At 60.7% G+C, this 26,075-nt stretch carries 25 protein-coding genes, 1 pseudogene and 1 riboswitch; of the genes and pseudogenes, 16 read left to right on the top strand and 10 right to left on the bottom strand.

Annotated features, from left to right (window positions below; genetic code table 11):
• Nucleotide 1 precedes the first annotated feature (1 nt).
• The 3 genes from EI969_RS27055 to EI969_RS27045 all read left to right on the top strand — a co-directional run bounded on the left by EI969_RS27055 (nucleotide 2) and on the right by EI969_RS27045 (nucleotide 1,454).
• Complete coding sequence (locus EI969_RS27055; protein WP_160390408.1) at nucleotides 2–475, top strand: WbuC family cupin fold metalloprotein; 474 nt, start codon at nucleotides 2–4, stop codon at nucleotides 473–475.
• 142 nt (nucleotides 476–617) lie between these two features.
• The gene (locus EI969_RS27050) at nucleotides 618–1,103 is read left to right on the top strand and encodes a hypothetical protein (RefSeq protein ID WP_160390407.1); all 486 of its coding nucleotides are present in this window, start codon (nucleotides 618–620) and stop codon (nucleotides 1,101–1,103) included.
• Between the two features lie 63 nt (nucleotides 1,104–1,166).
• On the top strand, nucleotides 1,167–1,454 hold the full coding sequence (locus tag EI969_RS27045) for a PA4642 family protein (protein WP_015096805.1): 288 nt from the start codon (nucleotides 1,167–1,169) through the stop codon (nucleotides 1,452–1,454).
• A 149-nt stretch (nucleotides 1,455–1,603) separates the two neighbouring features.
• On the opposite strand, the gene mqo is transcribed toward EI969_RS27045, so the two are convergent.
• Both mqo and EI969_RS27035 read right to left on the bottom strand, forming a co-directional pair.
• A complete protein-coding gene (gene mqo, locus EI969_RS27040; RefSeq protein WP_160390406.1) occupies nucleotides 1,604–3,112 on the bottom strand; it encodes a malate dehydrogenase (quinone) in 1,509 nt (502 codons plus the stop codon).
• A 706-nt stretch (nucleotides 3,113–3,818) separates the two neighbouring features.
• Nucleotides 3,819–4,058, bottom strand: a complete 240-nt coding sequence (locus EI969_RS27035) for a hypothetical protein (RefSeq protein ID WP_104449387.1) — start codon at nucleotides 4,056–4,058, stop codon at nucleotides 3,819–3,821.
• Between the two features lie 205 nt (nucleotides 4,059–4,263).
• Here EI969_RS27035 and EI969_RS27030 point away from each other — a divergent pair, with 205 nt between their 5' ends.
• The gene (locus EI969_RS27030; RefSeq protein WP_150715536.1) at nucleotides 4,264–4,848 is read left to right on the top strand and encodes a YajG family lipoprotein; all 585 of its coding nucleotides are present in this window, start codon (nucleotides 4,264–4,266) and stop codon (nucleotides 4,846–4,848) included.
• A 123-nt stretch (nucleotides 4,849–4,971) separates the two neighbouring features.
• On the opposite strand, the gene EI969_RS27025 is transcribed toward EI969_RS27030, so the two are convergent.
• Nucleotides 4,972–5,178, bottom strand: a complete 207-nt coding sequence (locus EI969_RS27025; RefSeq protein ID WP_085724026.1) for a hypothetical protein — start codon at nucleotides 5,176–5,178, stop codon at nucleotides 4,972–4,974.
• A 192-nt stretch (nucleotides 5,179–5,370) separates the two neighbouring features.
• On the opposite strand from EI969_RS27025, the gene EI969_RS27020 reads away from it, so the two are divergent.
• Nucleotides 5,371–5,649, top strand: coding sequence for a hypothetical protein (locus EI969_RS27020; RefSeq protein WP_160390405.1), 279 nt, complete (start codon nucleotides 5,371–5,373; stop codon nucleotides 5,647–5,649).
• Nucleotides 5,650–5,726: 77 nt separating this feature from the next.
• Here EI969_RS27020 and EI969_RS27015 read toward each other — a convergent pair whose 3' ends face one another.
• Entirely contained in the window at nucleotides 5,727–6,893 is a 1,167-nt protein-coding gene (locus EI969_RS27015) for a 1-acyl-sn-glycerol-3-phosphate acyltransferase (protein WP_160390404.1), read from the bottom strand.
• Nucleotides 6,894–7,032: 139 nt separating this feature from the next.
• Between EI969_RS27015 and EI969_RS27010 the strand changes: the two genes are divergently transcribed.
• The 3 genes from EI969_RS27010 to EI969_RS27000 are packed head-to-tail and all read left to right on the top strand — an operon-like array spanning nucleotide 7,033 to nucleotide 8,144.
• The gene (locus tag EI969_RS27010; protein ID WP_160390403.1) at nucleotides 7,033–7,215 is read left to right on the top strand and encodes a CPXCG motif-containing cysteine-rich protein; all 183 of its coding nucleotides are present in this window, start codon (nucleotides 7,033–7,035) and stop codon (nucleotides 7,213–7,215) included.
• Nucleotides 7,216–7,224: 9 nt separating this feature from the next.
• Nucleotides 7,225–7,485 carry a putative signal transducing protein gene (locus EI969_RS27005; protein WP_160390402.1) on the top strand — a complete coding sequence of 87 codons (261 nt, stop codon included), beginning with the start codon at nucleotides 7,225–7,227 and terminating at the stop codon, nucleotides 7,483–7,485.
• Nucleotides 7,486–7,520: 35 nt separating this feature from the next.
• A complete protein-coding gene (locus EI969_RS27000; RefSeq protein ID WP_160390401.1) occupies nucleotides 7,521–8,144 on the top strand; it encodes an SOS response-associated peptidase in 624 nt (207 codons plus the stop codon).
• Between the two features lie 109 nt (nucleotides 8,145–8,253).
• Here EI969_RS27000 and EI969_RS31100 read toward each other — a convergent pair whose 3' ends face one another.
• Together EI969_RS31100 and EI969_RS31095 are read right to left on the bottom strand one after the other, a co-directional pair.
• Entirely contained in the window at nucleotides 8,254–8,997 is a 744-nt protein-coding gene (locus EI969_RS31100; protein ID WP_371926028.1) for a methyl-accepting chemotaxis protein, read from the bottom strand.
• Nucleotides 8,998–9,108: 111 nt separating this feature from the next.
• Nucleotides 9,109–9,306, bottom strand: a pseudogene (locus EI969_RS31095) (HAMP domain-containing protein); the annotation flags it as partial.
• Between the two features lie 1,361 nt (nucleotides 9,307–10,667).
• Between EI969_RS31095 and EI969_RS26990 the strand changes: the two are divergent.
• On the top strand, nucleotides 10,668–11,486 hold the full coding sequence (locus tag EI969_RS26990; RefSeq protein ID WP_160390399.1) for a M48 family metallopeptidase: 819 nt from the start codon (nucleotides 10,668–10,670) through the stop codon (nucleotides 11,484–11,486).
• Between the two features lie 149 nt (nucleotides 11,487–11,635).
• Here EI969_RS26990 and EI969_RS26985 read toward each other — a convergent pair whose 3' ends face one another.
• The 3 genes from EI969_RS26985 to EI969_RS26975 all read right to left on the bottom strand — a co-directional run bounded on the left by EI969_RS26985 (nucleotide 11,636) and on the right by EI969_RS26975 (nucleotide 14,470).
• A complete protein-coding gene (locus tag EI969_RS26985) occupies nucleotides 11,636–12,220 on the bottom strand; it encodes a TMEM165/GDT1 family protein (RefSeq protein WP_008016665.1) in 585 nt (194 codons plus the stop codon).
• Between the two features lie 90 nt (nucleotides 12,221–12,310).
• Nucleotides 12,311–12,433: riboswitch (yybP-ykoY riboswitch) on the bottom strand.
• A gap of 40 nt (nucleotides 12,434–12,473) precedes the next feature.
• On the bottom strand, nucleotides 12,474–13,472 hold the full coding sequence (locus tag EI969_RS26980; RefSeq protein WP_160390398.1) for a class I SAM-dependent methyltransferase: 999 nt from the start codon (nucleotides 13,470–13,472) through the stop codon (nucleotides 12,474–12,476).
• A gap of 32 nt (nucleotides 13,473–13,504) precedes the next feature.
• Entirely contained in the window at nucleotides 13,505–14,470 is a 966-nt protein-coding gene (locus EI969_RS26975) for a 2-hydroxyacid dehydrogenase (RefSeq protein ID WP_160390397.1), read from the bottom strand.
• Nucleotides 14,471–14,562: 92 nt separating this feature from the next.
• Between EI969_RS26975 and EI969_RS26970 the strand changes: the two genes are divergently transcribed.
• The 7 genes from EI969_RS26970 (at nucleotide 14,563) to EI969_RS26940 (ending at nucleotide 25,155) form a co-directional block, all read left to right on the top strand.
• Nucleotides 14,563–15,192 carry a LysE family translocator gene (locus EI969_RS26970; RefSeq protein ID WP_160390396.1) on the top strand — a complete coding sequence of 210 codons (630 nt, stop codon included), beginning with the start codon at nucleotides 14,563–14,565 and terminating at the stop codon, nucleotides 15,190–15,192.
• A gap of 159 nt (nucleotides 15,193–15,351) precedes the next feature.
• Nucleotides 15,352–17,034 carry a fatty acid--CoA ligase gene (locus EI969_RS26965; RefSeq protein ID WP_160390395.1) on the top strand — a complete coding sequence of 561 codons (1,683 nt, stop codon included), beginning with the start codon at nucleotides 15,352–15,354 and terminating at the stop codon, nucleotides 17,032–17,034.
• A gap of 338 nt (nucleotides 17,035–17,372) precedes the next feature.
• Nucleotides 17,373–19,274: a DUF1302 domain-containing protein gene (locus EI969_RS26960; RefSeq protein WP_160390394.1), complete on the top strand. Its 1,902-nt coding sequence runs from the start codon at nucleotides 17,373–17,375 to the stop codon at nucleotides 19,272–19,274.
• A 28-nt stretch (nucleotides 19,275–19,302) separates the two neighbouring features.
• On the top strand, nucleotides 19,303–20,667 hold the full coding sequence (locus EI969_RS26955; RefSeq protein ID WP_160390393.1) for a DUF1329 domain-containing protein: 1,365 nt from the start codon (nucleotides 19,303–19,305) through the stop codon (nucleotides 20,665–20,667).
• A 176-nt stretch (nucleotides 20,668–20,843) separates the two neighbouring features.
• Nucleotides 20,844–23,582, top strand: a complete 2,739-nt coding sequence (locus EI969_RS26950; RefSeq protein ID WP_160390392.1) for a LuxR C-terminal-related transcriptional regulator — start codon at nucleotides 20,844–20,846, stop codon at nucleotides 23,580–23,582.
• Between the two features lie 87 nt (nucleotides 23,583–23,669).
• Entirely contained in the window at nucleotides 23,670–24,311 is a 642-nt protein-coding gene (locus EI969_RS26945; protein WP_160390391.1) for an MBL fold metallo-hydrolase, read from the top strand.
• Nucleotides 24,312–24,414: 103 nt separating this feature from the next.
• A complete protein-coding gene (locus EI969_RS26940) occupies nucleotides 24,415–25,155 on the top strand; it encodes an OmpA family protein (protein ID WP_160390390.1) in 741 nt (246 codons plus the stop codon).
• A 66-nt stretch (nucleotides 25,156–25,221) separates the two neighbouring features.
• Here EI969_RS26940 and ehuA read toward each other — a convergent pair whose 3' ends face one another.
• Nucleotides 25,222–26,016 (bottom strand): ectoine/hydroxyectoine ABC transporter ATP-binding protein EhuA, encoded by a 795-nt coding sequence (gene ehuA / locus EI969_RS26935; RefSeq protein WP_110658961.1) that lies wholly within the window; start codon nucleotides 26,014–26,016, stop codon nucleotides 25,222–25,224.
• Nucleotides 26,017–26,075 lie beyond the last annotated feature (59 nt).

The following is a 26,075-nucleotide window of genomic DNA, read 5'->3' as shown; positions in this document are numbered from 1 at the left end:
CATGGATACGCCTCGCTTTCTGGATCAGACCTTGTTCGCCGAGCTGGCCGGGAAAGCCGCGGCCAGTCCTCGCGGGCGCCAGCATCACAACTTCCACCAGATGGAAGACGCTTGCCATCGCATGGCGGTGGGGCTGCAGCCGTCCACGTATATCCCGCCTCACCGGCATTTGGGCGACAACAAGGCCGAAACCCTGCTGGTCCTCAAGGGCCGGTTGGGCGTGCTGATCTTCGATGAGACCGGTGCGGTGCTGAGCAAGACCGTGCTGCAGGCCGGTGGGGACTGTGTTGGCGTGGACCTGCCAACCGGTGTGTTCCACGGTTTGGTGGTGCTGGAGGCCGACAGCCTGATGTTCGAATGCAAGGCTGGTCCTTACCGTCCGGTCGGCGAGGGTGAACTGGCCCATTGGGCGCCGCGTGAGGGCGAGCCTGGTGTCGCCGAGTATCAGGCCTGGATGCACGCGCAGTTCGATTGATCTTCTACCCCCCTGTAGGAGCGAGCATGCTCGCGATGAACCCAAGGACACCGCGGGGCATCTGGTTTTCCGCGTTATCGTTGACGACCATCGCGAGCATGCTCGCTCCTACAGGGGGACGCGTTCACCCCTGGAGCCCGTCATGAACCTGTTGATCCGCTGCTGCGCTGCCCTGTTGCTGACCCTCAGCCTGCCGTTGGCTGCCGCTCCCGCGCCCATGCACAGTCAATTCCTGCCGCCGGACGATCTCACGCTGCGCGATGCCGCTCCCGAACAGCAGCAACTGATGCAGGTCACCGATTATTCGGTGGTGGTCGGCGCACAGCGTCAATCCAATCAACAGCCGATCCCAGTCACTTCGCCTTTGATGATTCGCCTCAAGGGCAAGTCCCTGAACAAGGGCGCCACTATCAGCCAGGTGCTGGTCAATTTCGACGGCGAGAGCAAAAGCCTGAAGAAGCCGGTCTACGACCAGCCGAGCAAGACCCTGACCCTCTATTACCCGCTGGCGCAATACCGGGTGGTGATCGATTTGCTGCGCAACGACACGGTGTATTGCCAGTTTCTCAGCTACGCCAATGGGCATGTCTGGGCTGACTTGCACACCGGTAGCACGCGTGCGCGTTGAGCCCTGAGCCTGCGCAGGGGTAAACTGCCCGCCCCGTGAAATGTCTGCGAGCTGGAGTCGGCAATGCGTAAAGATAAAAAACAAGTGATTGGTGACGAGATCGGCGACGAGCAGATCAAGTTGTTCCTCGATTTCGAACCGGTCGACGCGACTTCTCCGTCCCTGCACAAACTGGTCAAGGCCTACCGTGGCCTGCGCATCGACGATTTCGAGCGTTTCCTGACGTTCTTCGTCGAGGCGGGTTACGACGTGAATGGCAAGGATGAGCACGGCAATGACTTCGTTGCCCTGATCAAGGATCAGCGCAACGCGCCGGATTACATCGAGCTGATCGAAAAAGCCCGCGGCTAAGATCTTTCAGACGCGCAAAAAAACGCCCCGAACTTGTAGGAGCCGGCTTGCTGGCGATGGCATCACCTCGGTCTGTCAGATCCACCGGGGTGATACCATCGCCAGCAAGCCGGCTCCTACAGGAGCGGGGCGTTTTTCATGTCACCGAATCAAGCGTAGCTTTCGGTCTCGCTGCTGGCTTCAACCAGTTCCAGGGCAACGTTGTTCTGCGTGTTGATCTTGCGATACAGCGCAGCGTCGGTTTCCAGAACCTTTTCCCGGGCGGGGAAGATTTCTGCCAGTTTGCCAGCCCATTCGCCCTTGGCCTGGTTCGGGAAGCACTTTTCGATCAGCTCGAGCATGATCGAAACGGTCACCGATGCACCCGGCGAAGCGCCGAGCAGTGCCGCCAGGGAACCGTCCTTGGCCGCGACCAGTTCGGTACCGAATTGCAGGATGCCGCCTTTTTTCGGGTCTTTCTTGATGATCTGCACCCGTTGGCCGGCCACTTCCAGGCGCCAGTCTTCGGCTTTCGCCTCAGGGTAGAAGCGACGCAGGGAATCCAGGCGCTGCTCCATCGACTGCATCACTTCGCTGACCAGGTACTTGGTCAGGTCCATGTTGTTTTTCGCCACGGCGAGCATCGGGCCGATGTTGCCGGCGCGAACCGACATCGGCAGGTCCATGAAGGAGCCGTGCTTGAGGAACTTGGTGGTGAAACCGGCGTACGGTCCGAACAGCAGGGACTTCTTGCCTTCGACCACGCGGGTGTCCAGGTGCGGCACGGACATTGGCGGCGAACCCACGGCTGCCTGGCTGTAGACCTTGGACTGGTGGTGCTTGACCACTTCCGGGTTGTCGCAACGCAGCCACTGGCCGCTGATCGGGAAACCGCCGAAGCCTTTGCTTTCTTCGATGCCCGAGGCTTGCAGCAGCGGCAGTGCCGCGCCGCCAGCGCCGAGGAAGACGAATTTGGCGTCGACTTCACGGGTGTTGCCGCTGTTGACGTCCTTGATGCTGACGGTCCAGCCACCGTTGCTGCGCTTGAGGCCGGTCACGCGCTTGCAGTACTTGACCTGGGCATCGGGTGCGCTGGTCAGGTGCTTGAGCAACTGGTTGGTCAGGGCGCCGAAGTTGACGTCGGTACCATTGATCACGCGGGTGGCGGCCAGGGTTTCGCCAGGGTCGCGACCAGGCATCATCAATGGCATCCACTCTGCCATTGTTGCCTTGTCTTCGGTGTATTCCATGTCGTTGAAGGCGTGGTGCTTGCTCAGCACCTTGAAGCGTTCCTTGAGGAAGGACACGCCGCTGTCGCCCTGCACGAAGCTCAGGTGTGGCACCGGGCTGATAAACGATTTGCACGAGCCGAACGTGCCTTTTTTGGTCAGGTACGACCAGAACTGCTTCGACACCTCGAACTGGGTGTTGATGAGCACGGCTTTCTTGATGTCGACGGCGCCATCGGCGGCCTGCGGCGTGTAGTTGAGCTCACACAGCCCGGCGTGACCGGTACCGGCGTTGTTCCACGGGTTGGAACTCTCCGCGGCACCGGAATCCATCAGCTCGACGACTTCCAGCTTGATCGCGGGGTCGAGCTCTTTGAGCAGTACCGCGAGGGTGGCGCTCATGATGCCGGCCCCTACCAGTACTACGTCGACTGCTTCGTTATGCGCCATTTAACGCGTCTCCAAAATCTGCAGCACCAAATTGACGGCATGGCTGCCAGGCGTTCCGGGGCGAGTCAGTGATGCCCCTCGAACTCATGGCAGTATCGCCATGTCCGAATCTTCGCAATTTATCGCAACTTCGACGGACGCTACCTGCCGGGCCTATGAGCCATATGAACTCATTTCAGCGCGCGGGAGGCAATTCGACTTATGGTCGATACATCCGTTTGTGCAACCAAATCCGTAGCGGACAGGCTTCAGGCTCCGGTGTTCGAGGAATACTCGGTCCTGTGTCGTTGGGCTGTTGTAGACGCTAATGGTGCATGTTCAGACGCAAAACTATTCATTTGCTCGCCACACTCTTGTGAAGTTGTGAAAACCCGTTTTTTTCACGCTCTTTTGAAGACGTGAACCTCAAAAAGGGCTGTCCCAGCCTGGCACCGTGCCCGAAAAACGGGCAGACAGCTCAGTGACCGAGCGTAATGACAGCTCTGCAGATTCGCGAAAAGTGGAGGTTTTGCTCAACAAAACAGCAAGCGCGCCAGCTTCACTCGATCTGTGTGGGCGGCTCTCTGTGGGCGGTGCGGGGTGTCAATACAAGCGCATTGACGATGCTGCGAGGCCCGATCAGGAGACGTCCTTATAATCGGGGGGAGATTGTATCTAAGAAACGCAGGGAAATGGTCGTGTTTGATGACTTTTATTAGGTCTTTGGTCAGGTCGTCAGCAGTTGTTGTGCCCGCGAGCGTGGCTGGTGCGGCTGCGAAACGACACGAGCGCCGGCCGGCAGCGGCTGATTCAGCCAGTTCAGGCGGATTTCTTCGATTTCGACCCAGCCATCACCCATGGGCTGTAGGCTGCACTGCTTGAAGGCCTGGCAGTGGCCGTTGCGGTCGAGCAGGGCGAAGCAGCGGTGCAGCGGGCGTGGCGCGAACAGCGAGATCAGATGGCGCATGGCGGAGTACCGTGTGGGTGACTTTCGAGAAGGTTGCCTGTAGGCCGTTACGCGCAAGTGTATGAGTGGTGACATCTGTGTGACATGAACCGCAAACCCCAAGGGTTGTCAGAGATTTCATCAAACACTGTGAGGTGCTGGTTCCCCGCAGTGGCGCACCGCTATACTGCCGGCCTGTTTTGTGCCTGATTCTGGAGAGATGAGCATGTTGCAACGCCTGTTGTTCGGTTTGATCACTGTGACCAGTTTGACCCTGGTTGGCTGCGCCCACAGCCCGCAACAACTGAGCCCGGAACCCAAGCTGACCACTCAACTGGCCCCGGTCGGCCATGGTCAGCCCGTCGTGGTGCGTGTAGTGGACGGTCGCCCGTCGCCGACACTGGGCACCCGTGGCGGCCTGTACCCGGAGACCAGCGCGATCACCGTGCAGGGCGCGCAGATTCTGCCGAAGTTGCAGGCCCAGGCTGAAGCCGCGGTGCGTCTGTTGGGCTTTACCCCGACGAACAATGCCATGAATGCTCCGCAACTGACCGTGACCCTGGCAGAGCTGAAGTACCAATCGCCCAAGGAAGGCATGTACGTGACTGAAGCCACCATCGGCGCGACCTTCCGCTCCGATGTACAGAACGGCAACCGTCGCTACAGCGGCCGTTATGGCTCGTCCCTGGACCAGCGCTTCGGTATGGCGCCGAACCAGGAAACCAACACCAAGCTGGTCAGCGATGTGCTGAGCGATGCATTGACCCGCCTGTTCAAGGATCCGACCGTGGGTCAGATTCTCGGCGAATAATGCGAGCCCGTGTAGGAGCGAGCCTGCTCGCGATGGACTTGAGGGCGCCGTGGGGTATCAGATTCCCCGCGTAATCGTTAACGACCATCGCGAGCAGGCTCGCTCCTACAGGGGGCGTTGGTGTCAGGCCGCCTGCGAGTAAAAGTCCAGCACACTCACACCCGTGAGCAAATCCGTTTCCGGCAAATCCGCATGTTGATGCCCGCCCAGGGCGCAATACACCAGCCAATGGCGGTCCTGAACGTTGAAGGCGAGGCTGCCGACGAGGGCCTGTTGTTCTTCGCTGGGGGTGATGAGGTAGAGACGATCCTGGTTTTCGGCGTGGAGCATGACGTAGTCCGTGTCGGTTTCGAGGCGCGCATGGTCGCCGATTCAGATGACGAAGCCGTGACGCAGGACAGCCATTGATCAATTGCTTCGTTATTTGTCGGAAACAGAGAGCAGGGACGCAGGCTTTCGGTAGAATCCGCGCCGCGGTCGCCGGTCCGGCACCTGCCACGCCTGTTTTGCCTGAGGTTTGTGATGTCGCTGCACTTGATGACGCTGTTTACCGCCCATCCCGCCAAATTGATCAATCTGCTGGCCTTGCTGTTTGCCTTTCCGGGCGGCTGGTTGCTGCACGCCACCCGACGTCGTGAACTGCGCGCGATGGCCAGCTTGCAAGCGCAGCGCCAGAGCAGCCCCAACGTAGAGCCCACGCTGGATTGGGCGACCTTGCGCATGAACCGGTTTTTCTACATTTTCGGTTTTGCCTGCATGGGGTTGGCGTTGCTGGTGTCGTGGATCAGCACTCAAGTCTGAATTACCGCAAAACCTGTGATGAACAGATACAAAAACGGCGCCTCAAGGGCGCCGTTTTCACATCTGGCAAAAACCGCTTACAGCGGCAACCCTGCCTTCACCCGGTACTGATTGCGCACCGGCGTCGCATATTGCAGCACCAGGAACGGACGATGCTCTTCAGGGCAGGCTTCCAGGCGGCGTTGCCATTCTTCCTGGGCCTTGGCCAGTTCCTCGGCCGGGAACACTTGCGCAGCGGTCGGTACCTGCAGCTGTGGATCAGCGTCTTTCCACTGCGCATAAGCCAGGTAGTGCACCGGGAACAAGCGGTACCCGCTGAGGATCTGCTTGTCCATCTCGACGGCCAATTGCTTGGTGTCTTCGAACAGTTCGCTGATCGGCGCGGCAAAGTTCACATGCACCCGGCCCTTGTAGCCGGTGATGCCCTTGGCGATGCTCACGTCATCCTCGCCCGGCACCTTGGTGTAGCTGCCGGTGGTGGCGCGGATGTAAAGCTCGCGGGCCTTGGCCTGATCGCACGGGTCGTACTCGTAGCTGATCGACACCGGGGTCAGGTTCAGCGACTGAATGACTTCGCCGAACGGCTCGTCCTTGCGGCTCATGTGGAACATCTTGAGGATCGCCGATTCGGTGCGGTCATCGCCGTCCTTGGCGCGGCCCTCGGCCTGGGCGATCCAGATCGACGCGCAATCGTTGCGGATCGAGTGGTTGATGTACGCCGACAACAGTTGATAAGCCGCCATTTTCTCCCGGCGTCCGCTGATCGAGCGGTGCACGATGAAGCTCTTGTTCAGGCGCATCAGGTCGCTGACGAATGGCTTTTGCAGCAGGTTGTCGCCAATGGCGATGCGCGGGGTCGGCAGGCCGGCGTGGTACACGGCGTAGTTGACGAAGGCCGGGTCCATCACAATATCGCGGTGGTTGGCGATAAACAGGTAGGCGCTGCCGGACTTGAATTGCTCCACCCCGGTATAGGTGACACCGTCGGTGGCGCGCTCGATGGTGTGGTCGACGTAAACCTCGACTTTGTCCTGAAGCGTGGCCACACAGGTCACGCCGGCAAACTCACGGCGTAGCCGATGGGCTATAAGAGGTTTGAGCGCCCAGCCTAAAGCGCCGGCGAAACGCGGGAAGCGGAAGTGGGTGAGGATATCTAGAAACGCCTTGTCGCCAAGCAGCCGATCCAGCACCGCTGGGACTTCGCTGTCGTCGTAAGGTCGGATGGCATCGAATTCGCCCATCATGCTCTCTTGTTAGAAACGGCTAGGGTAAGTAAAGGTTTTGTTCGAAAACCGGCGGGGCACGGTCTGAAAAAATAGCCAGACAAAAATAGCCCTGCAAATAGACCGGCGATTATACGCACAAGTCACCTGGGAGACCGCGATGCTGGAAAGCGCAGTTTATGAATGTCCGTATTGTGGGGAGGAAGTCGAGACCTCACTGGATCTGTCCGGTGGGGATCAGACCTATATTGAGGACTGTCAGGTGTGCTGCAGGCCGATAACCTTCGTATTGCAGGTTCATGAAGATGAATGGCATCTCGAAGTCTTCAGCGAAAATGAGTGAGGAGCGTGTATGCAGCGCATCTACGACCCGGAAAACCTGATGGAAGGCGAGTTGCTGCAAGGCATGCTCGCCAGCGAGGGTATCGAGGCGCATCTGGTGGGCCGTGACTTGCTCGGGGGCAGCGGCGAGTTGCCGATCTATGGCCTGCTCGGGCTGTCGGTCGATAACGACCAGGCCGAATACGCCCGCGAGCTGATCACCGCGTACAATGCAGCGCTGCCGCTGTCTGGCGATGAACCGGACAGCTATCCCGGCACGTTGGTCTGTTAGGCTGGCGTTCGTTTGATCAAGAGTCGTGTTGCCCCATGTGTGGACGTTATGCCCTGTTTCGCTGGAACCCCGCCTTTGCGGCGCTGCCCGGTTTTCCCGCCGACCAGCAGGCGCAGTGGAACATTTCCCCCAACGATTCGGTGTTGATGCTGCGGGCCGAGCCTGACGGTCAGCGCTCGCTGGCCCGCGCCCGCTGGGGGTTGACCCCGCCCTGGCTGACCGATCTGTCCCGCACCCCGGCCCATGCCCGTGCCGAAACCGTTGCCGAACAGCCAATGTTTCGCCAGGCCTTGCGCGAGCGTCGCTGCCTGTTGCCGGCCAATGGTTTCTACGAATGGCGCGGCACGACGCGCAAGCGCCCGTACTGGCTGACGCCGGGGGAGGGCTCGTCGCTGTTTTTTGCGGCGATCTGGGAGGCGTATCCGGTGCAAGAGCAGGTGTGGCTGAGTACCGCGGTGATCACCCAGCCGGCGGCGAGCCAGCGGCGACCGTTGATTCTTGATGAGGCGGGGCAGGCCGCGTGGCTGGATCCCGAGACGCCCTTGCATGCGTTGCAGGCATTGCTGGCCAGTGAACCTGCCGCATTGCGCGAGCGGGTGTTGGCCAACATGGTCAATGATCCGAAGCTCAATGGGCCGGAGTGTCTCACTCCGGGTTGAGTAATTGGCTGGCTGAACCGGCCCCATCGCGGGCAAGCCCGCTCCCACAGGGATCTATGGAGTTCACAAAACCTGTGGGAGCTGGCTTGCCAGCGATGGGGCCCTCGGATCAAACCCTGAACTGATTGATCAACCGCCGCTGCTGCTCGGCCAGTTTGGTCAGATCCGCACTGGCCGCACTCGACTCATCCGCGCCACTTGCCACCTCATTGGCCACTTGCCCGATGTTGATCACGTTGCGGTTGATATCGTCCGCCACCGCACTTTGCTCTTCGGCGGCGCTGGCGATCTGGGTGTTCATGTCGTTGATCACCGACACCGCCTGGGTAATGGTTTCCAGCGCTTCGGCAGCCTTGGCCGCGTGCTGCACGCTTTCGTCCGTGCGGTTCTGGCTGTCTTCCATGACCCGCACCACATCCCGCGTGCCCTGTTGCAGCTGCTGGATCATGGCCTGGATTTCTTCGGTAGCCTTTTGCGTCTTCTGCGCAAGGTTGCGCACCTCGTCGGCCACCACGGCAAAACCTCGGCCCTGTTCACCGGCGCGGGCGGCTTCGATGGCCGCGTTCAAGGCCAGCAGGTTGGTCTGCTCGGCGATCCCGCGAATGGCGGTGAGGATGGCGTTGATGTTTTCGCTGTCCTTGGCCAGGGTTTGCACCACGCCCACGGCCCGGCCGATTTCCACGGCGAGCGCGCCGATCGAGTTCGAGGTGTCGCGCACGATCTGCATGCCCTGGCTGGCGGCCTGGTCGGCATGGCTGGCGGCCTGTGCGGCCTGGGTCGCGTTGCGCGCCACGTCCTGGGCGGTGGCGGTCATCTCCTGCACGGCGGTGGCCACCTGATCGATCTCGGCCATCTGCTTGTGCACGCCGGTGTTGGTGCGGATGGCGATGTCGGCGGTGTGTTCCGACGAGTCGCTGACGCTCTGCACCGACGTCACCACCTGGGTGATCATCGCCTGCAACTTGGCCAGGAAAGTGTTGAAACCTTTGGCGATCGAGCCCAGCTCATCGGCGCGGTCGCTGGTGAGGCGCCGGGTCAGGTCACCATCGCCCTGGGCGATATCGTCGAGCATGGCCACCATCTGTTTGAGTGGGCGGGCGATGCCATGGCCCACCAGCCAGATCACCAGCAAGCCGATCGCGGCAATCACCAGGCCGACCATCGCCATGCCGAAGGTGTCGGATTTGCGCTGTGCGTCCAGGTCGCCCTGGAGTTTCTGCAGGTCCGCCATCACCGCGTTCAGCGGCAATTGCAGCATCAGGGTCCAGCGGGCGTCGGTCTGGCCGATGCCGAAAGGCAGGTACAGCTCGATCCGGCCCTGGGCCTTGTCGACGCTGTAGGTGACTTCGCCGCGCTTGAGATTGGCCATGTTGGCAATCTGCTTGCTGTCGAGGATGTCGCTGACCTTCTCGCCGAATTTGCTCGGATCCTTGGTGTAGGCAACGATCCGGCCATTGCCGCCGATCAGGGTCATTTCCCCGGCACCGCCATAAAGCTTGTGGTTGGCGCCCAGGAGCATTTCCTGAATGAAATTCACCGACAGGTCGGCGCCGACGATGCCCTGGAAGGCACCGTTGAGCATGATCGGTTCAATAAAGGAGGCGAGCATGACGATCTTGTCGCCGACCTTGTAAGGCGCTGGGTCGATCACGCAGGATTTTTTGCTTTCTTTCGAGCACAGGTAGTACTCGCTGGCGCGCACGCCGGTGGACAGGGTCTTCTGGTCGTCGACGTCCACCAGCTTGTCCAGGCCCAGGGTGCCGTCGTCGTTGCGGAACCACCAGGGCAGGAAGCGCCCGTTGCCGGCGTCGATGCCGACTACTTGAGTTCCGACGTAGGCCGCGTCGTTGTGATCCAGTGCGTCTTTTTCCCAACCGATGTAGGTGCCGAGGATTTTCGGGTTCTTGACCACGTTTTCCTTGATCAGGCCGATCAGTTGTTCGCGGCTGAGACTCAGCGAAGGCTGGCCATCGGCGCCCGGTGTGCCGATCAGGGCGTTGACCCGCACCAACCCACCGGCAATCAGCAGCGGCGCTTCGAGTTCACGCTGGATCTGGCTGACCTGGGTTTGTGCCAGGGAGGTCAGGCGTTGTTCGATGACTTGCTCGAATTGGGCCTGGGTCCGCTCCTGGACCATGTCTTGCGTGCGGGCGCCGGAAAACAGCGCGTACACCACCAGCGCGGCCACGACACTAAGGACAATGGCGCCGGCAAGGGCCGCCACGGAAAACTGGATCGACTTGAATTTCATGGGGGCTCCGCACGCGAAAGGACGTCTGCCCGGGTGTATCGGCAGGGAGGCGGGCAGGCATGAGCGCGAGCAACGTGAATGACTGTTTTTGCGTGGCGGATGTCGTAATTGAATCAATGCGCGGCGTGATGGACTGCGGGTTGTCGCCGTATGTGAATTTTTTTCTACGGCGATGAGAGCTTTGTCCGAATTGCGCGTCTTATGTCCATTGTATCTGGCGTCGATACATATCCACGCCTAGGATACGCGGCAGGCTTTCAGGGAGTTTTTTGATGAACAAGATTTTGGTTGTCAGTGCACTGGGCGCGGCGCTGCTGCTCGCCGGTTGCCAGTCGGTCAATACCACCAGCGGCGGTGCCGTAGGCGTTGAGCGCAAACAGTACATGTTCAGCATGTTGTCCGCGCAAGAGGTCGACCAGATGTACGCCCAGTCCTATCAGAAGACAGTGGGCGAGGCATCCACCAAGGGTGTGCTGGACAAGACCAGCAATGATGCCAAGCGGGTTCAGGCGATTGCCGACCGGCTGATTGCCCAGGCGCCGAACTTCCGCCCGGACGCGGCCCAGTGGAAGTGGGAGGTCAACCTGATCAAGAGCGATGAGCTCAACGCCAACTGCGGCCCTGGCGGCAAGATCATCTTCTACACCGGGTTGATCGACAAACTGCAACTGACCGACGATGAAATCGCCGCGATCATGGGGCATGAAATCGCCCACGCCCTGCGCGAACACGGTCGTGAGGCGATGTCCAAGGCTTACGGCATCGAAATGGCCAAGCAGGGCGCCGGTGCGTTGCTCGGGTTGGGGCAGGACAGCCTGGCCCTGGCCGATACCGTGGCCAACTACGGCATGACCTTGCCCAACAGCCGCGCCAATGAAAACGAAGCGGACCTGATCGGCCTGGAATTGGCCGCCCGCGCCGGCTACAACCCGAATGCCGCGATCACCCTGTGGAACAAGATGAGCAAAGTCTCGGACGGTGCGCCACCGGAGTTCATGAGCACTCACCCGGCCTCGGCGAGCCGTATTGCGGCTTTGCAGGCGGCGATTCCGAAGGTCATGCCGCTTTACGAGCAAGCCAAGAAATCCTGATCGTCATGCGGTGATGCTGATGGCGCCATCGCGAGCAAGCTCGCTCCCACAGGGTTATCTGTAGAGCACAAAATTTGTGTACGACATAAATCACTGTGGGAGCGGGCTTGCCCGCGATGAACGATAACGCGGTCTACTGACGTACTCCGTCAAACCCACCCGCTGCTCTGCATTGCCTTGTACACCGCGACAATCGCCAGGATGAAGAACGCCGACGCCGCCAGTCGACGGATCAGGGTCAATGGCAATTTGTCCGCAGCAAAGTTACCGGCCAATACCACGGGCACGTTGGCAATCAGCATGCCGAGGGTGGTGCCGATGATCACCAGCCACAACTCCGGATATTGCGCAGCCAGCATCACGGTCGCGATCTGCGTCTTGTCGCCGATTTCCGCCAGGAAGAACGCGATCAGCGTGGTCAGGAACGGTCCGAACTTGCGGGCGGTGCTGGCTTCGTCGTCATCCATCTTGTCCGGGACCAGGGTCCACAACGCCGTGGCGGCGAAGCTCGCGGCGAGGATCCAGTGCAGCATCGTATCCGAGAAGAAACTCCCGACCCAGGCACCCACCGCACCGGCGGCCGCGTGGTTGGCCAGGGTCGCGGCGACGATACCGGCAATGATCGGCCAGGGCTTGCGGAAGCGGGCGGCGAGAATGAGCGCGAGCAGTTGCGTCTTGTCGCCGATTTCGGCCAAGGCAACGATTGCGGTGGGTACGAGTAATGAATCCAGCATCAGGGGTTTTCCTAAGGGGCGGGTCGACACGGCTATGACACGTACAGCCTTCCCGCCCCGGGTAAGGTGTTCGTGTCATAGGTCTTGTCAAACCCTGCGATCCATCTGATGTGGATGCTTGGGTCGCATGCGCCATGGTCTGTTGACCAAGTATGTTGACGCATGCCGGACGAGCGTGGCGCTCGTGGGAGACTACTCCCCTAGGACGGAGCGGATTCTGCCTAGGCAAAATCCATTCGGCAAGTACAAATTTTTATCCGCGTTTGGCCCGGTAGATCCGGAAACCCTGTCCTTCGGCCTTGATCGCACACACGCCAAGATGCTCTTCGATCAGCGGTTGATACTTCAGGAAGCTGTTCGCGACCAGGCGAAGTTCGCCGCCGTTTTTCAGATGTTTGGCTGCTTTTCGCAGCAAGTTCTCGGTAGCAAAATAATCGGTGTGTACGCCGACATGGAACGGCGGATTGCTCAGAATGGCGCTCAAACCCATGGGTGCGGCATCGATTCCGTCACCGGTAATCACCTCGGCTTCCAGACCATTGGCCGCCAGGGTCAGGCGACTGCTGGCAGCGGCAAAGGCGTCCACATCGAGCATCGTGACCTGATTGTGCGGATAACGACGTTTCACCGCCGCGCCCAGGACCCCTGCACCGCAGCCGAAGTCCAGCAGGTGACCGCTGGGCAGTTTGTCCAGGTGTTCCAGCAGCAGCGCGCTGCCGCGATCGAGGCGACCATGGCTGAACACCCCCGGCAGGCTGATGACCTTCAACGGGCCTTCGGCCAGCGGCAGTTCGTAGGTCTGCGCCAGGCTTTCCAGCGGTTTGGCTTCAGGCGCGTTGGCCACGGTGACCAGCCAGAGCTGGCAATGGCGTGCACTGTCGAGCTTGCGTGGCTTGCCGAACGGGTTGAGTTGTTTGGCCGCGCCTTCGATGCCGCTTTTTTTCTCGCCGACCAGATACAGCTCGCGGCCGGCCAGGCGCGAGGCGAGGGCGTTGAGGATGTAGTCGGTCAAGTCCTTGGACTTGGGCAGAAAGACTACGGCGCAATCGAACCCGCGCTCCGGTGCATTCACGCCAAAATGGCTGCGCCCCTCGAAGCGGGCGTCCAGCGCGGCCTGATCGCCGGCGTGCCAGCACCAGCCATGCGCCTCTGGCAGGCGGCCCAGCAAGTCGTCGGCGGGCAACCCGGCCAACAACACCGAACCCTGGAATAACTCGGCCTGACGAAGCAGTACTTCACTGCGCGGATCCATAACTGCTCCTTAAAAAAAAGTGCCGCAGTTTATCAACTGACGACCCGCAGCGCCTTACCGCTGAAGTACCCCAGTGCGTTTTCGGTCACTTGGCCAACGATTCGCTGGCGCGCCTCGCGGCTGCCCCAGGCGTTGTGCGGGGTGACGATCAGGCGCGGGATGTCGTGGGCCAGCAGCGGATTGCCATTGACGGGCGGCTCGACGCTCAGCACGTCCGTCGCGGCTCCGCCCAGATGACCATTGCGCAAGGCGTCGGCCAGGGCCTGTTCGTCGATCAGGCCGCCGCGTGCGGTGTTGACCACGAACGCGCCGGGTTTCATCGCGGCCAGTTCACGGGCGCCGATGAAGTGGCGGGTGTGTTCGTTGAGCGGGCAATGCAGGGTCAAGGCGTCGATTTGCGGCAGCAGTTCATTCAGCGGCAAGCGGTCCGGCCGGTCGGGGCGTCCGGGAATTTGCCCGAGCAGGACGCGCATGCCGAAAGCTTCAGCCAACCGTGCCACAGCGCCACCCAGTTCGCCGTGACCCAGCAGGCCAAGGGTTTTGCCTTCGAGCTCGACGATCGGGTAATCCAGCAGGCAGAACTGCCTGGCCTGCTGCCAGCGGCCTGCGCCGACGGCTTTTTGATAATCGGCCAGGCGTGTGGCCAGGTTGAGCAGCAGCATGATCGTGTGCTGCGCCACCGACGGCGTGCCGTAACCCTGGCAGTTGCACACCGTAATCCCGTGGGCGCGGGCGGCGGCCAGGTCGACGTTGTTGGTGCCGGTGGCGGTAATCAGGATCAGCTTGAGATCAGGGCTGGCGGCCATGGCGGCGGCGTCGATCAGAATCTTGTTACTGATGGCGACGGTGGCGCCCTTGAGGTGTTCGATGACTTGATCGGGCAAGGTCTGCGCGAACAACTGCAAATCGCTGAAACAATCGCGCAGCGGGCCGAGATCAAGGTCGCCGAGGTCCAGGGATGGATGATCAAGGAAAACGGCGCGGCGAGTGTTCGTCATCAACTGTACCTTTTGTGCAATGAACTGAAGGCGTAATCTGCCGAGCCTACCAGATGAAATAAATAGTTACGCTTGGCCTGAAGGAGCCCCACATGTACTGGACAGAGTTCTTGACCGTTGCCCTGATTCACCTGCTGGCCGTGGCCAGCCCCGGCCCGGACTTTGCCGTGGTGGTGCGCGAGAGTGTTACCCACGGCCGCCGCGCGGGCACCTGGACCGCGCTGGGTGTGGGTACGGCGATTTTCCTGCACGTGGGTTACTCGCTGTTGGGTATCGGCCTGATCGTGTCCCAGTCGATCGTGCTGTTCAATGCCTTGAAATGGGCCGCCGCCGCTTACCTGCTGTACATCGGTTACAAGGCGCTGCGCGCACAGCCGGCCAAGCCTGTGGCGGACGATCTGCACAAGGAAGCCGGGGAGCGCACGGCCCGCGGGGCCTTCACCTCGGGTTTCGTCACCAACGGTCTCAACCCGAAAGCCACGTTGTTCTTCCTCTCGCTGTTCACCGTGGTGATCAACCCGCACACACCACTGGCCGTGCAGGCCGGTTACGGGGTTTACCTGGCGGTGGCGACAGCGGCCTGGTTCTGCCTGGTGGCGATGTTGTTCAGCCAGCAACGCGTACGCGCCGGGTTCGCGCGCATGGGGCACTGGTTCGACCGGACCATGGGTGCGGTGCTGGTTGCGATTGGCGTGAAGCTCGCCTTTACCGAAATGCATTGATTGCGTAGGCGGCACAGGCAATAAATTTCCGCAGATACTGGCGCAACGCCAGTATCTGCGCGGCTCTACAAATCATTCCTTTGGCTGATTTGGCTGACGATCAAGGGCACTACAGTGCGTACTTTCAGTCACGTCCGTGCAGTCAGAAAAGGGATTCTTATGTTGCAGACTCGCGTTATCCCCCCGGCCGAAGGCGCTTACCAGTACCCGTTGCTGATCAAGCGGCTGCTGATGTCCGGTGCCCGTTATGAGAAAACCCGCGAGATCATCTACCGCGACAAATTGCGCTACAGCTACCCGACCCTGATCGAACGGGTGGCCCGCCTGGCCAACGTGCTGACAGCGGCCGGGGTCAAGCCCGGGGATGCCGTGGGTGTGATGGACTGGGACAGCCATCGCTACCTGGAATGCATGTTTGCCATCCCGATGATCGGCGCGGTGATCCACACCATCAACGTGCGTCTGTCGCCGGAACAGATCCTCTACACCATGAACCACGCCGAGGACCGCTTTGTACTGGTCAACAGCGAGTTCGTCGGCCTGTACAAGGCTATCGAAGGGCACCTGACCACCGTCGACAAAACCCTGCTGCTGACTGACCTGCCGGAAAAAACCGCGGACCTGCCGAATCTCGTCGGCGAATACGAAGAGTTGCTGGCCGCGGCGAGCCCGCAGTACGACTTCGAGGATTTCGACGAAAACTCGGTCGCGACCACGTTCTATACCACCGGCACCACCGGCAATCCCAAGGGCGTGTACTTCACCCATCGGCAACTGGTGCTGCACACCATGGGCGTGTCGACCATCATGGGCGCGATCGACAGCGTGCGCCTGCTGGGCACCAACGACGTGTACATGCCGATCACGCCGATGTTCCACGTGCACGCCTGGGGCTTGCCGTACGTGGCGACCATGCTCGGGCTCAAGCAGGTCTACCCCGGTCGCTATGACCCGGAATACCTGGTGGAGTTGTGGCGCAAGGAGAAGGTCACGTTTTCCCATTGCGTACCGACCATCCTGCAGATGGTCCTCAATGCCAAGGCCGCGCAGAACGTCGACTTCGGTGGCTGGAAAATCGTCATCGGCGGCAGTGCCCTGAACCGCACGCTATACGAGGCGGCCAAGGCAAAAGGCATTCAATTGACCGCTGCATACGGCATGTCGGAAACCGGGCCGCTGGTGTCGTGCGCGCACCTCAACGACGAATTGATGGCCGGCACCGAAGACGAACGCACCACCTACCGGATCAAGGCCGGCGTGCCGGGCCCGCTGGTGGAGGCGGCGATCGTCGACACCGAGGGCAACTTCCTGCCCGCCGATGGCGAGACCCAGGGCGAGTTGGTGCTGCGCGCACCCTGGCTGACCGAGGGCTATTTCAACGAGCCGCAAAAGGGCGCCGAACTCTGGGCCGGTGGCTGGCTGCACACCGGCGACGTGGCGACCCTGGACAGCATGGGCGTGATCGACATTCGTGACCGCATCAAGGACGTGATCAAGACCGGTGGCGAGTGGATCTCCTCCCTGGACCTGGAAGACCTGATCAGCCGTCATGTGGCGGTACGTGAAGTAGCAGTGGTGGGCATCCCCGATCCGCAGTGGGGCGAGCGGCCATTTGCCCTGCTGGTGCTGCGTGAAGGTCACGCCATCGGGGCGCGGGAGCTCAAGGAACACCTCAAGCCGTTTGTGGAATTGGGGCACTTGAGCAAGTGGGCGATTCCGAGCCAGATCGCCCTTGTTACTGAAATTCCCAAGACCAGCGTCGGCAAACTCGACAAGAAGCGCATTCGCGTCGACATCAGCGAATGGCAGGCCACCAACAGCACCTTCCTCTCAACGCTTTAAGCGCCTCTCGGCGTGCCCGAAAGGGCACGCCAGCCCCACCAAGCAAGCGCTTGGCTTGTCAAATCGAAATTTTCAGCCATCCTTGCCGTGCCGACGGGCGTCGGACTGGCGAAAGGACTGTTCCAGAGTGGCTGGCAGGTGCAAATCACACTTTAGAGGGATCAAGCTCAACTACCTGCTGGCTATAGTCCGCTCAAGGATTTTTAAGAACGGGGCAACCGCACGAACCGGGGCGATGCAACTTTGGAGTGACTTTGGGATGCCATGGCTCCCGGTTATCCACAACGTTTTTAGAAGTGCTCATGCCATAAAAATAAAATGCACATGGAGTAGCGTCGATGACATCAGTAAACCAGTTCTGGCGCCGGGCGAAACTGCCCCTGGCAGTCAGTCTTGCCTCTACGCTCGCCGGGCCAGCATTCGGCGTCAGTTTCAACGTCGGTGAAATCGAAGGTCAGTTCGACTCATCCCTGTCCATCGGTGCCAGTTGGTCTACCGAAAGTGCCAACAAGAACCTCATCGGTGTCAACAACGGCGGCAAGGGCCTGTCCCAGACTTCTGATGACGGTCACCTGAACTTCAAGAGCGGGGAAACCTTCTCGAAGATCTTCAAGGGCATCCATGACCTTGAACTGAAATACGGCGATACTGGCGTTTTCGTCCGTGGCAAATACTGGTACGACTTTGAACTGAAAGACGAAAGCCGTCCGTTCAAGGACATCAGCGACGAGGGCCGCAAGGAAGGCGCCAAGTCCGCCGGCGGCCAGATCCTCGATGCCTTCGTCTACCACAACTACTCCATTGCCGATCAACCAGGCTCCGTGCGTCTGGGCAAACAGGTCGTGAGCTGGGGTGAAAGTACCTTCATCGGCGGCGGCATCAACTCGATCAACCCGATCGACGTGTCGGCGTTCCGCCGTCCGGGTGCCGAGATCAAGGAAGGCCTGATCCCGGTCAACATGTTCTATGTGTCGCAGAGCCTGACCGAAAACCTCTCGGCCGAAGCGTTCTATCAAATTGAATGGGACCAGACTGTCGTCGACAACTGCGGCACGTTCTTCTCCCAGCCAGACATCGTTGCCGATGGCTGCGACAACAACCTGCGCGTGCTGAACAAACGCTCGCAAATTCCGGCCATTGCCCTGGGGCCTCTGGCCGCCAACGGCGTCGACGTCAACAACGAAGGTGTCCTGGTGCGTCGTGGCCCCGATCGTGATGCCCGCGACAGCGGTCAGTGGGGTGCGTCCTTCAAGTACATGTTCGATCCGCTGGACACCGAGTTCGGCGCCTACTTCATGAACTACCACAGCCGTGCGCCGATCTTCAGCGCTACCGGTGCGCCGCAGTCGGTCTACAACACTGCCGCGGGACTTCCAGGCCCATTCGCTGCACTCGCGCCACTGCTGGTGGCAGGTAACTCGCAATACTTCATCGAATACCCCGAGGACATTCGCCTGTATGGCTTGAGCTTCTCCACCACCCTGCCTACCGGTACGGCGTGGAGCGGTGAGATCAGCTACCGTCCGAACGCTCCGGTGCAACTCAACTCCACCGACATCCTGTTCTCCGGTGTGCGTCCTATCGGCAACAACAACCCGAACAACCCGTTGACCAATGCATCGCTGCTGACCGGCGTGCCGGGTCAGGACCTGCACGGTTATCGTCGCAAGGAAGTCACCCAGTTCCAGACCACCCTGACGCACTTCTTCGACCAGGTCATGGGCGCCAGCCGTCTGACCCTGGTAGGCGAAGTAGGCGTGACCCACGTGGGCGGCCTGGAAAGCACTTCCGACGTTCGTTATGGCCGCGATCCGGTCTACGGCCCGGGTGAGTTGCCAGCCTCTGGCGCGCTCGATACCTGCGTGGCGCTCAACACCAGCACCATCAACGGTGCCGGCCCGGGTACGCCGACCAACAACCGCAGCCGCAACTGCGACGACGAAGGTTTCACCACCGCGACTTCGTGGGGCTACCGCGGTCGTGCCATCTGGGAATACAACGACGTGTTTGCCGGCGTGAACCTCAAGCCGAACGTTGCCTGGTCCCATGACGTGAGCGGTTACTCCCCTGGCCCTGGCGGCAACTTCGAGGAAGGCCGCAAGGCGGTCAGCCTGGGTGTCGATGCCGAATACCAGAATACCTACACCGCGAGCCTGGCCTACACCAACTTCTTCGACGGCAAGTACACCACAGTGGATGACCGCGACTTCGTTGCGCTCAGCCTCGGCGTGAACTTCTAAGCACAGTATTTTCAGGACGAACACACATATGAAAATAACAAAAAGTCTGTTCCACGCCGGTGTTCTGGGGCTTTCGCTGTTGGCGACCAGCGTCATCGCGGCGGTTCCCCAGGCCGAGGCCGACAAGCTGGGCAAGAGCCTGACCCCGATGGGCGCGGAAATGGCGGGTAACGCCGACGGTTCGATCCCGGCCTGGAAACCCATGGCGAAGAACGCCGGTACGGTCGACAGCAAAGGTTTCCTGTCCAACCCGTTCGCCAGCGAAAAACCGCTGTTCACCATCACGGCGCAGAACGTCGACCAGTACAAGGAAAAGCTCGCACCGGGCCAGTACGCGATGTTCAAGCGCTACCCGGAAACCTTCAAGATGCCGGTCTATCCGTCCCATCGCGGTGCTACCGTGCCGGATGACGTGTTCGCCGCGATCAAGCGCAACGCCACCAACACCAACCTGGTGTCCGGCGGCAACGGCCTGGAGAACTTCGAAACCGCCGTGCCGTTCCCGATTCCGAAAACCGGCGTGGAAGTCATCTGGAACCACATCACCCGTTATCGCGGTGGTAGCGTGACGCGCCTGGTAACCCAGGCCACGCCACAGCCGAACGGCTCGTTCAGCCTGGTGTACTTCCAGGACCAGTTCGTGTTCCGCGACAAGATGAAGGACTACGACCCGAAAAACCCGGGCAACATCCTGTTCTACTTCAAGCAGAAAGTGACCGCGCCGGCGCGACTGGCCGGTGGTGTGCTGCTGGTTCACGAAACCCTCGACCAAGTGAAAGAGCCGCGTTCGGCGTGGGTCTACAACGCCGGTCAGCGTCGTGTGCGTCGTGCCCCGCAAGTGTCCTATGACGGTCCGGGTACCGCAGCCGACGGCCTGCGTACTTCCGACAACCTGGACATGTACAACGGTGCGCCGGATCGTTACGACTGGAAGCTCGAAGGCAAGAAAGAGATGTACATCGCCTCCGACAGCTACAAGCTCGACGACCCGAACCTCAAGTACACCGATATCATCAAGGCCGGTCACATCAACCAGGATCTGGCGCGCTACGAGCTGCGCCGGGTGTGGCATGTGGTTGCCACGTTGAAAGAAGGTCAGCGTCACATCTATGCCAAGCGTGACTTCTACATCGACGAGGATACCTGGCAGGCCGCAGTCATCGACCATTACGACGGTCGTGGCCAGCTGTGGCGCGTAGGTGAGGCGCATGCCGAGAACTACTACGACAAGCAAGTGCCGTGGTACGCCCTCGAAGCCCTGTACGACCTGCAGTCGGGTCGCTACCTGGCGCTGGGCATGAAGAACGAAGAGAAGTCGGCTTATGACTTCGGCTTCACTGCCACCACCAGCGACTTCACCCCGGCCGCCTTGCGTCAGGATGGTGTTCGCTAAGGTGAACTGAATAGAGGCTGTACCCTCTGAAAACGCCCCGACTGGTTCGGGGCGTTTTTTTTTGCTTGTAGACTTTTTGTAGCCATTTGTAGCAATTGCCTTCATTCCCTATCCGTTTACGGCTAGTCTGCGGACATCTGCAACGCCGCCACCCGCAATTCAAACAAGAGCCGGCTATGACTGATTTGTCTACACCCCCAGGTTCTGCACAGGTTGCTGTCGCGACACTCGACGGGCGTTTCTTCCGCCCGCCGTTGCCCGACGGCCATGTGCTGCGTCCACGTTTGTGCGAACGTCTGAGTGCCGGGCTCGCAGGCAGGCTGCTGCTCGTCAGTGCACCGGCAGGGTTCGGCAAGAGTTCGCTGGCGGTGGAGTTTTGTCAGGGGTTGCCGGCGCACTGGCAAAGTCTCTGGCTGGGGTTGAGCCCCAGGGACAGTGACCCGGGACGTTTTCTCGAGCGACTGCTGGAAGGCCTTCAGGATTATTTCCCGAACCTGGGCAGGCAGTCCCTCGGATTGTTGAAAATGCGCCAGCGCCATCAGCCGTTCGCATTCGAAGAATGGCTGGATGGCCTGCTCGACGAGTTGGCCGTGCACCTGTCCACTGCAACGCCATTGCTGCTGGTACTGGATGATTACCATCTGGCCCAGGGGCCGGTGCTGGACCGTTGCCTGCAATTTTTCCTCAATCATCTACCCGATGGCTTGCTGGTGATGGTCACCAGTCGCCAGCGTCCCGACTGGCACCTGGCGCGACTGCGGCTGTCGCGGCAACTGCTTGAGTTGCATGAACAGGATCTGCGCCTGACCCACGACGAGGCCTTGAGCCTGCTCGATCGGCACAGCAGCTCCTTGCGGGGCGAGGCACTGGAGAACCTGATCCAGCGCAGTGAAGGTTGGGTCGCGGGGTTACGCTTCTGGCTGTTGGCCGCCTCGGAGGCGGGCACCGATGGCGCACTGCCACAATCGTTGCACGGCGGGGAAGGGCTGATCCGCGATTACCTGCTCGAAGAGGTCATCGATTGCCTGCCCGCCGAGGTCCAGTCGTTCCTCTATGACACGGCGCCTCAGGAACGTTTTTGCAGCGAACTGTGTGATGCCGTTCGCGACGCCCATGACAGCGGGGAGATTTTGCGCTTCCTGCTCGCCCATCAAGTGTTCCTGGTGCCGCTGGACGAGCATGGCCATTGGTATCGATACCACCACCTGTTTTCCGATCTGTTGCGCACGCGGCCACCTTCCCGGTCGATGGTCCCGGCCGCCAGCCTGCACCTGCGTGCCTGCCGCTGGTTCAATGCCCAGGGATTGCTCGATGAGGCGGTCGAACAGGCCTTGCGTGCCGGTCACCTGGACGTTGCGGCGAACCTGGTGCAAAACCTCTCCGAAGAGCAACTGCTGGCCGAGCAGAACGTCGGCATGTTGCTGCGCTGGAAAATGGACTTGCCTGACAGTTTGCTGATCAGCACGCCGCGGTTGATCGTGCTCTACAGCTGGGCGTTGGGCATGGCATGCCAGCTGGATGCCGCCGAGGAACTGGCCAGCCATTTGAGTCGTTTCCTGCCCGCTCCGTCGGCCACCGCGCAGAAGTCCATGTTGGCTCAGTGGCTGGCATTGAGCGGCATCATTGCCCGTGGGCGCGGCAACCGCGAACTGACGCTGCGGTACTGCCGCGAAGCGTTGGAAAGCCTTCCGTCCAAGCGCTACGGGCAACGCCTGATGTGCCTCTCGACCCTGTCCAACCTGGCCATCGCCGACGGCGATCTGTGGCGGGCACGGGGCTTGAACCGCGAATCTCTGGAGCTGGCGCAACGGGTCGGCAACCCGTTGTTCGAAGCGCTGGCACACTACGATCGCGCCCGGGTGTTGCAGGCCCGGGGCGAAATCTGTCGGGCGCTGGAGGAGGTCCGCCAGGGCATGCAGCGCCTGCAGAGCCTGTCTGCGCAACGGCTGTATGCGGTTCGTGCGCGGCTGACCTTGTATGAAGGTTTTTTACTGGCCCTGCGCATGCAGCCGCAATTGGCGCGAGTGCGGTTGCAGGCCGGGTTGAGCGAGGCGCGCGCCTGTCGTGACATCAGCGTGCTGATCGGCCACTGCGTGATAGCCAGGCTGGAGGGCAGCAGCGGCGAGTTCGCCAAGGCCTTTGCCGAACTGGCCGAAGCCGAACGGCTGATGCACATCTGGGACGTGCCACCGATCTACTACCTGGCCATGATCACCCTGGTCAAATGTGAACTCTGGCTGGCCCAGGGACGCACCGATCTGGCCGAAGCCTGGCTGGCGCGTCTGGGGCAGACCTATAACGGCGAAAACGCGGCGGCCCCACCAGAGTTCCACCCGCAACTGCCGTTGCATATCGAACTGCAGCAAGCCTTGCTGGAAGTCATCCAGGGCCAGCCGATGCTGGCCGAAGGACGATTGAATGCACTGCTCGAACACGGCCAGCAAAGCGGTCGCCAGATGCTCAGTGCCATGGCGCTGACCCAGAAGGTGGCGTTATTGCTGGGCAGCGGCCGTGAACCGGAAGCACGCAAGGCACTGGCTCAGGCGCTGGACGCCGCTGGTGGAGGGGTGCTGCAACCCTTTGAGTGCTTGCTGGCCGAGCATCCGGACTGGCTGCGAGGGCAGCTTCAACATTATCCGCCAACCCCCGTTTCCCTGAGCCTCAGCGAAAAACTGCCGGCATTGGCCAGCCGTACCGCAGTGGAGTCCTGCGTGGCCGCGGAACAACTCAGTGCGCGGGAACTGGCGGTCCTGCGATTGATCGCCCAAGGCTGCTCGAACCAGGAAATCAGCGATCAACTGTTTATCTCCCTGCACACGGTCAAGACCCACGCCAGTCACATCAACAGCAAGCTCGGGGTCGAGCGGCGTACTCAGGCGGTGGCGCGGGCCAAGGAACTGGGAGTGCTGGGTTAAGGATTTTTCACGTTACTTGTCGCGGCCATTGGCTGGATACTCAATTGTGCGAAAATCGCTCGTCCCCGTTTATCGAGCAGGCCCCCGATGTCCCAGCAACCCACTCTCATCCGCGAAACCTTCCCCGTCGGCCCGTTGCAGTGCAACTGCACGATCATCGGCGATCCGGTGACGAAAAAGGCCATTGTTGTCGATCCGGGTGGCAATCATGAGCTGATCCTGGCGCGTCTCGATGCCCTGGGGCTGAAGGTGGTCAGCATCATTCACACCCACGCGCACCTCGATCATTTCCTGGCGTCCGGTCAACTCAAGGAGAAAACCGGCGCAACCTTGCATCTGCACAAGGAAGACCAGTTTCTGTGGGACAACCTGGAAATGCAGTGCCAGATGTTCGGTGTGCCCTACACTCCGGTGCCGTCGCCGGACCGCTGGCTGGCCGATGATGAAGAGCTGGCCTGCGGCTGTGGCGTGGCGCTGCACACGCCTGGGCACACACCAGGGTCGATGAGTTTCTGGTTTGCCGATGTCAAGCTCCTGATTGCCGGTGACACGTTGTTCAAGCGTGGGGTAGGGCGCACGGATTTGTGGGGCGGCGACCAGGCCACCATCGTGCGTTCGATCAAGCAGCGTTTGTACACCCTCGACGAGGAGGCGATAGTGGTGGCCGGGCATGGTCCGGATACCCGTCTGGGCGATGAAATGCGCGAAAACCCGTTTGTACGGGCCTGATTTGTAACGAGCGGAATTTTTATTCCAGGAAGTGATCCAACGCCCGCAAAGGCTAATGCCTTGGTCCGTTGCACCACAGAATGCAAAAAAGTAGGAGCTCTACATGTTCACCACGCGTCGTTTGATTATTCTCGCTACGGCTGTGGCCGTTTTGTCCGGTTGTGCCGCGCCTAACCCTTACGGCGCTCAAGGCCAGGCTCAGGGGCAGGCGGACAGCGGCTCCGAAGGCATGAGCAAGACCGCGAAATACGGTGGCCTCGGCGCTCTGGCCGGCGCGCTGGCCGGTGCTGCGATCAACCACGATAACCGCGGCAAGGGCGCGCTGATCGGTGCAGCGGTGGTCGGTGCTTCCGCGGCCGGTTACGGCTACTACGCCGATCAGCAAGAGAAAAAGCTGCGTGCCAGCATGGCCAACACGGGTGTTGAAGTGCAGCGCCAGGGCGACCAGATCAAGCTGATCATGCCGGGCAACATCACCTTCGCTACCGATTCGGCGAACATTGCTCCAAGTTTCTATCAGCCGCTGAACAACCTGGCCGGCTCGCTGAAAGAGTTCAACCAGAACCAGATCGAAATCGTCGGTTATACCGATAGCACCGGTGCTCGCCAGCACAACATGGACCTGTCCCAGCGTCGTGCGCAAAGCGTGGCAACCTACCTGACCTCGCAGGGTGTCAGTGGTGCCAACCTGAGCGCTCGCGGTGCCGGCCCGGATAACCCGGTTGCCAGCAACGGCGACGTCAACGGCCGGGCGCAGAACCGCCGTGTAGAGGTCAACCTCAAGGCGATTCCGGGTCAGCAGTATGGTGGCCAGCAGCAAGGTAACGTTCAGCAATACCCATAACACCCGCGACAAAAAAACCTGTGGGAGCGAGCTCGCTCCCACATTTGTTTTTGGGTGTTCGGCCGGTCAGTTGGCTTCTTTCACCGCACTGAGAAACGCACACGTACGTTCCTGTTGCGGGTGTTCGAAGATCTGTGCCGGTGTGCCCTGCTCGTGGATCTGGCCCTTGTAGAAGAAGCACACACGGTCAGCGAACTCCCGGGCGAACCCCATCTGGTGGGTGACCATCAGCATCGTCAGGTTGTGTTCGGCACCGAGCTTGCGGATCACGTTGAGCACTTCGCCGCACAGCTCCGGATCGAGTGCTGAAGTCACTTCGTCGAACAGCATGACTTTCGGCCGCATGGCCAATGCGCGAGCGATCGCCACCCGTTGCTGCTGGCCACCCGACAGCTGCGAAGGGTAGTGCCCCAGCTTGCTGCCCAGTCCTACCAGCTCCAGCAGATCCGCCGCGCGTTCCCGTGCTTCGGCGGCTTTCATGCCCAGCACTTGTACCGGCGCCTCGATGACGTTCTGCAACGCCGTCATGTGCGGGAACAGGTTGAAGCTCTGGAACACCATGCCGATCTTGCCGCGCACACGGCGGATATGCCGATCATTGGCCGGCACCAGCACGCCGTTGCGATTGGGCATGTGCGTCAGCAAATCGTCTTCGATGCGGATCAGTCCGTCATCGATGCCTTCGAGGGTCATCAATACCCGCAACAGCGTGGATTTCCCCGAGCCGCTGGGGCCGATGATCGCGACTTTTTCGCCGGGTGTGACGTCCAGGTTCAAATGGTCGAGCACCGTGAAATTGCCGTAGCTTTTGGTGACGTCCTGGAAGCTGACAATCGGCTTGAGCGCTTTCGGTTGATGCATGGCCGGGGCCTCTTGCGAATGCAGCGGCGTCAGGTTGCCGCGCCGGGAAAGGTCGTTGG

It is taken from the genome of Pseudomonas sp. PB101 (assembly GCF_009764265.1).
Classification (GTDB): domain Bacteria; phylum Pseudomonadota; class Gammaproteobacteria; order Pseudomonadales; family Pseudomonadaceae; genus Aquipseudomonas.
Note: the sequence above shows the minus strand (reverse complement) of the source record. Positions and strands in the feature narration are given on the sequence as shown.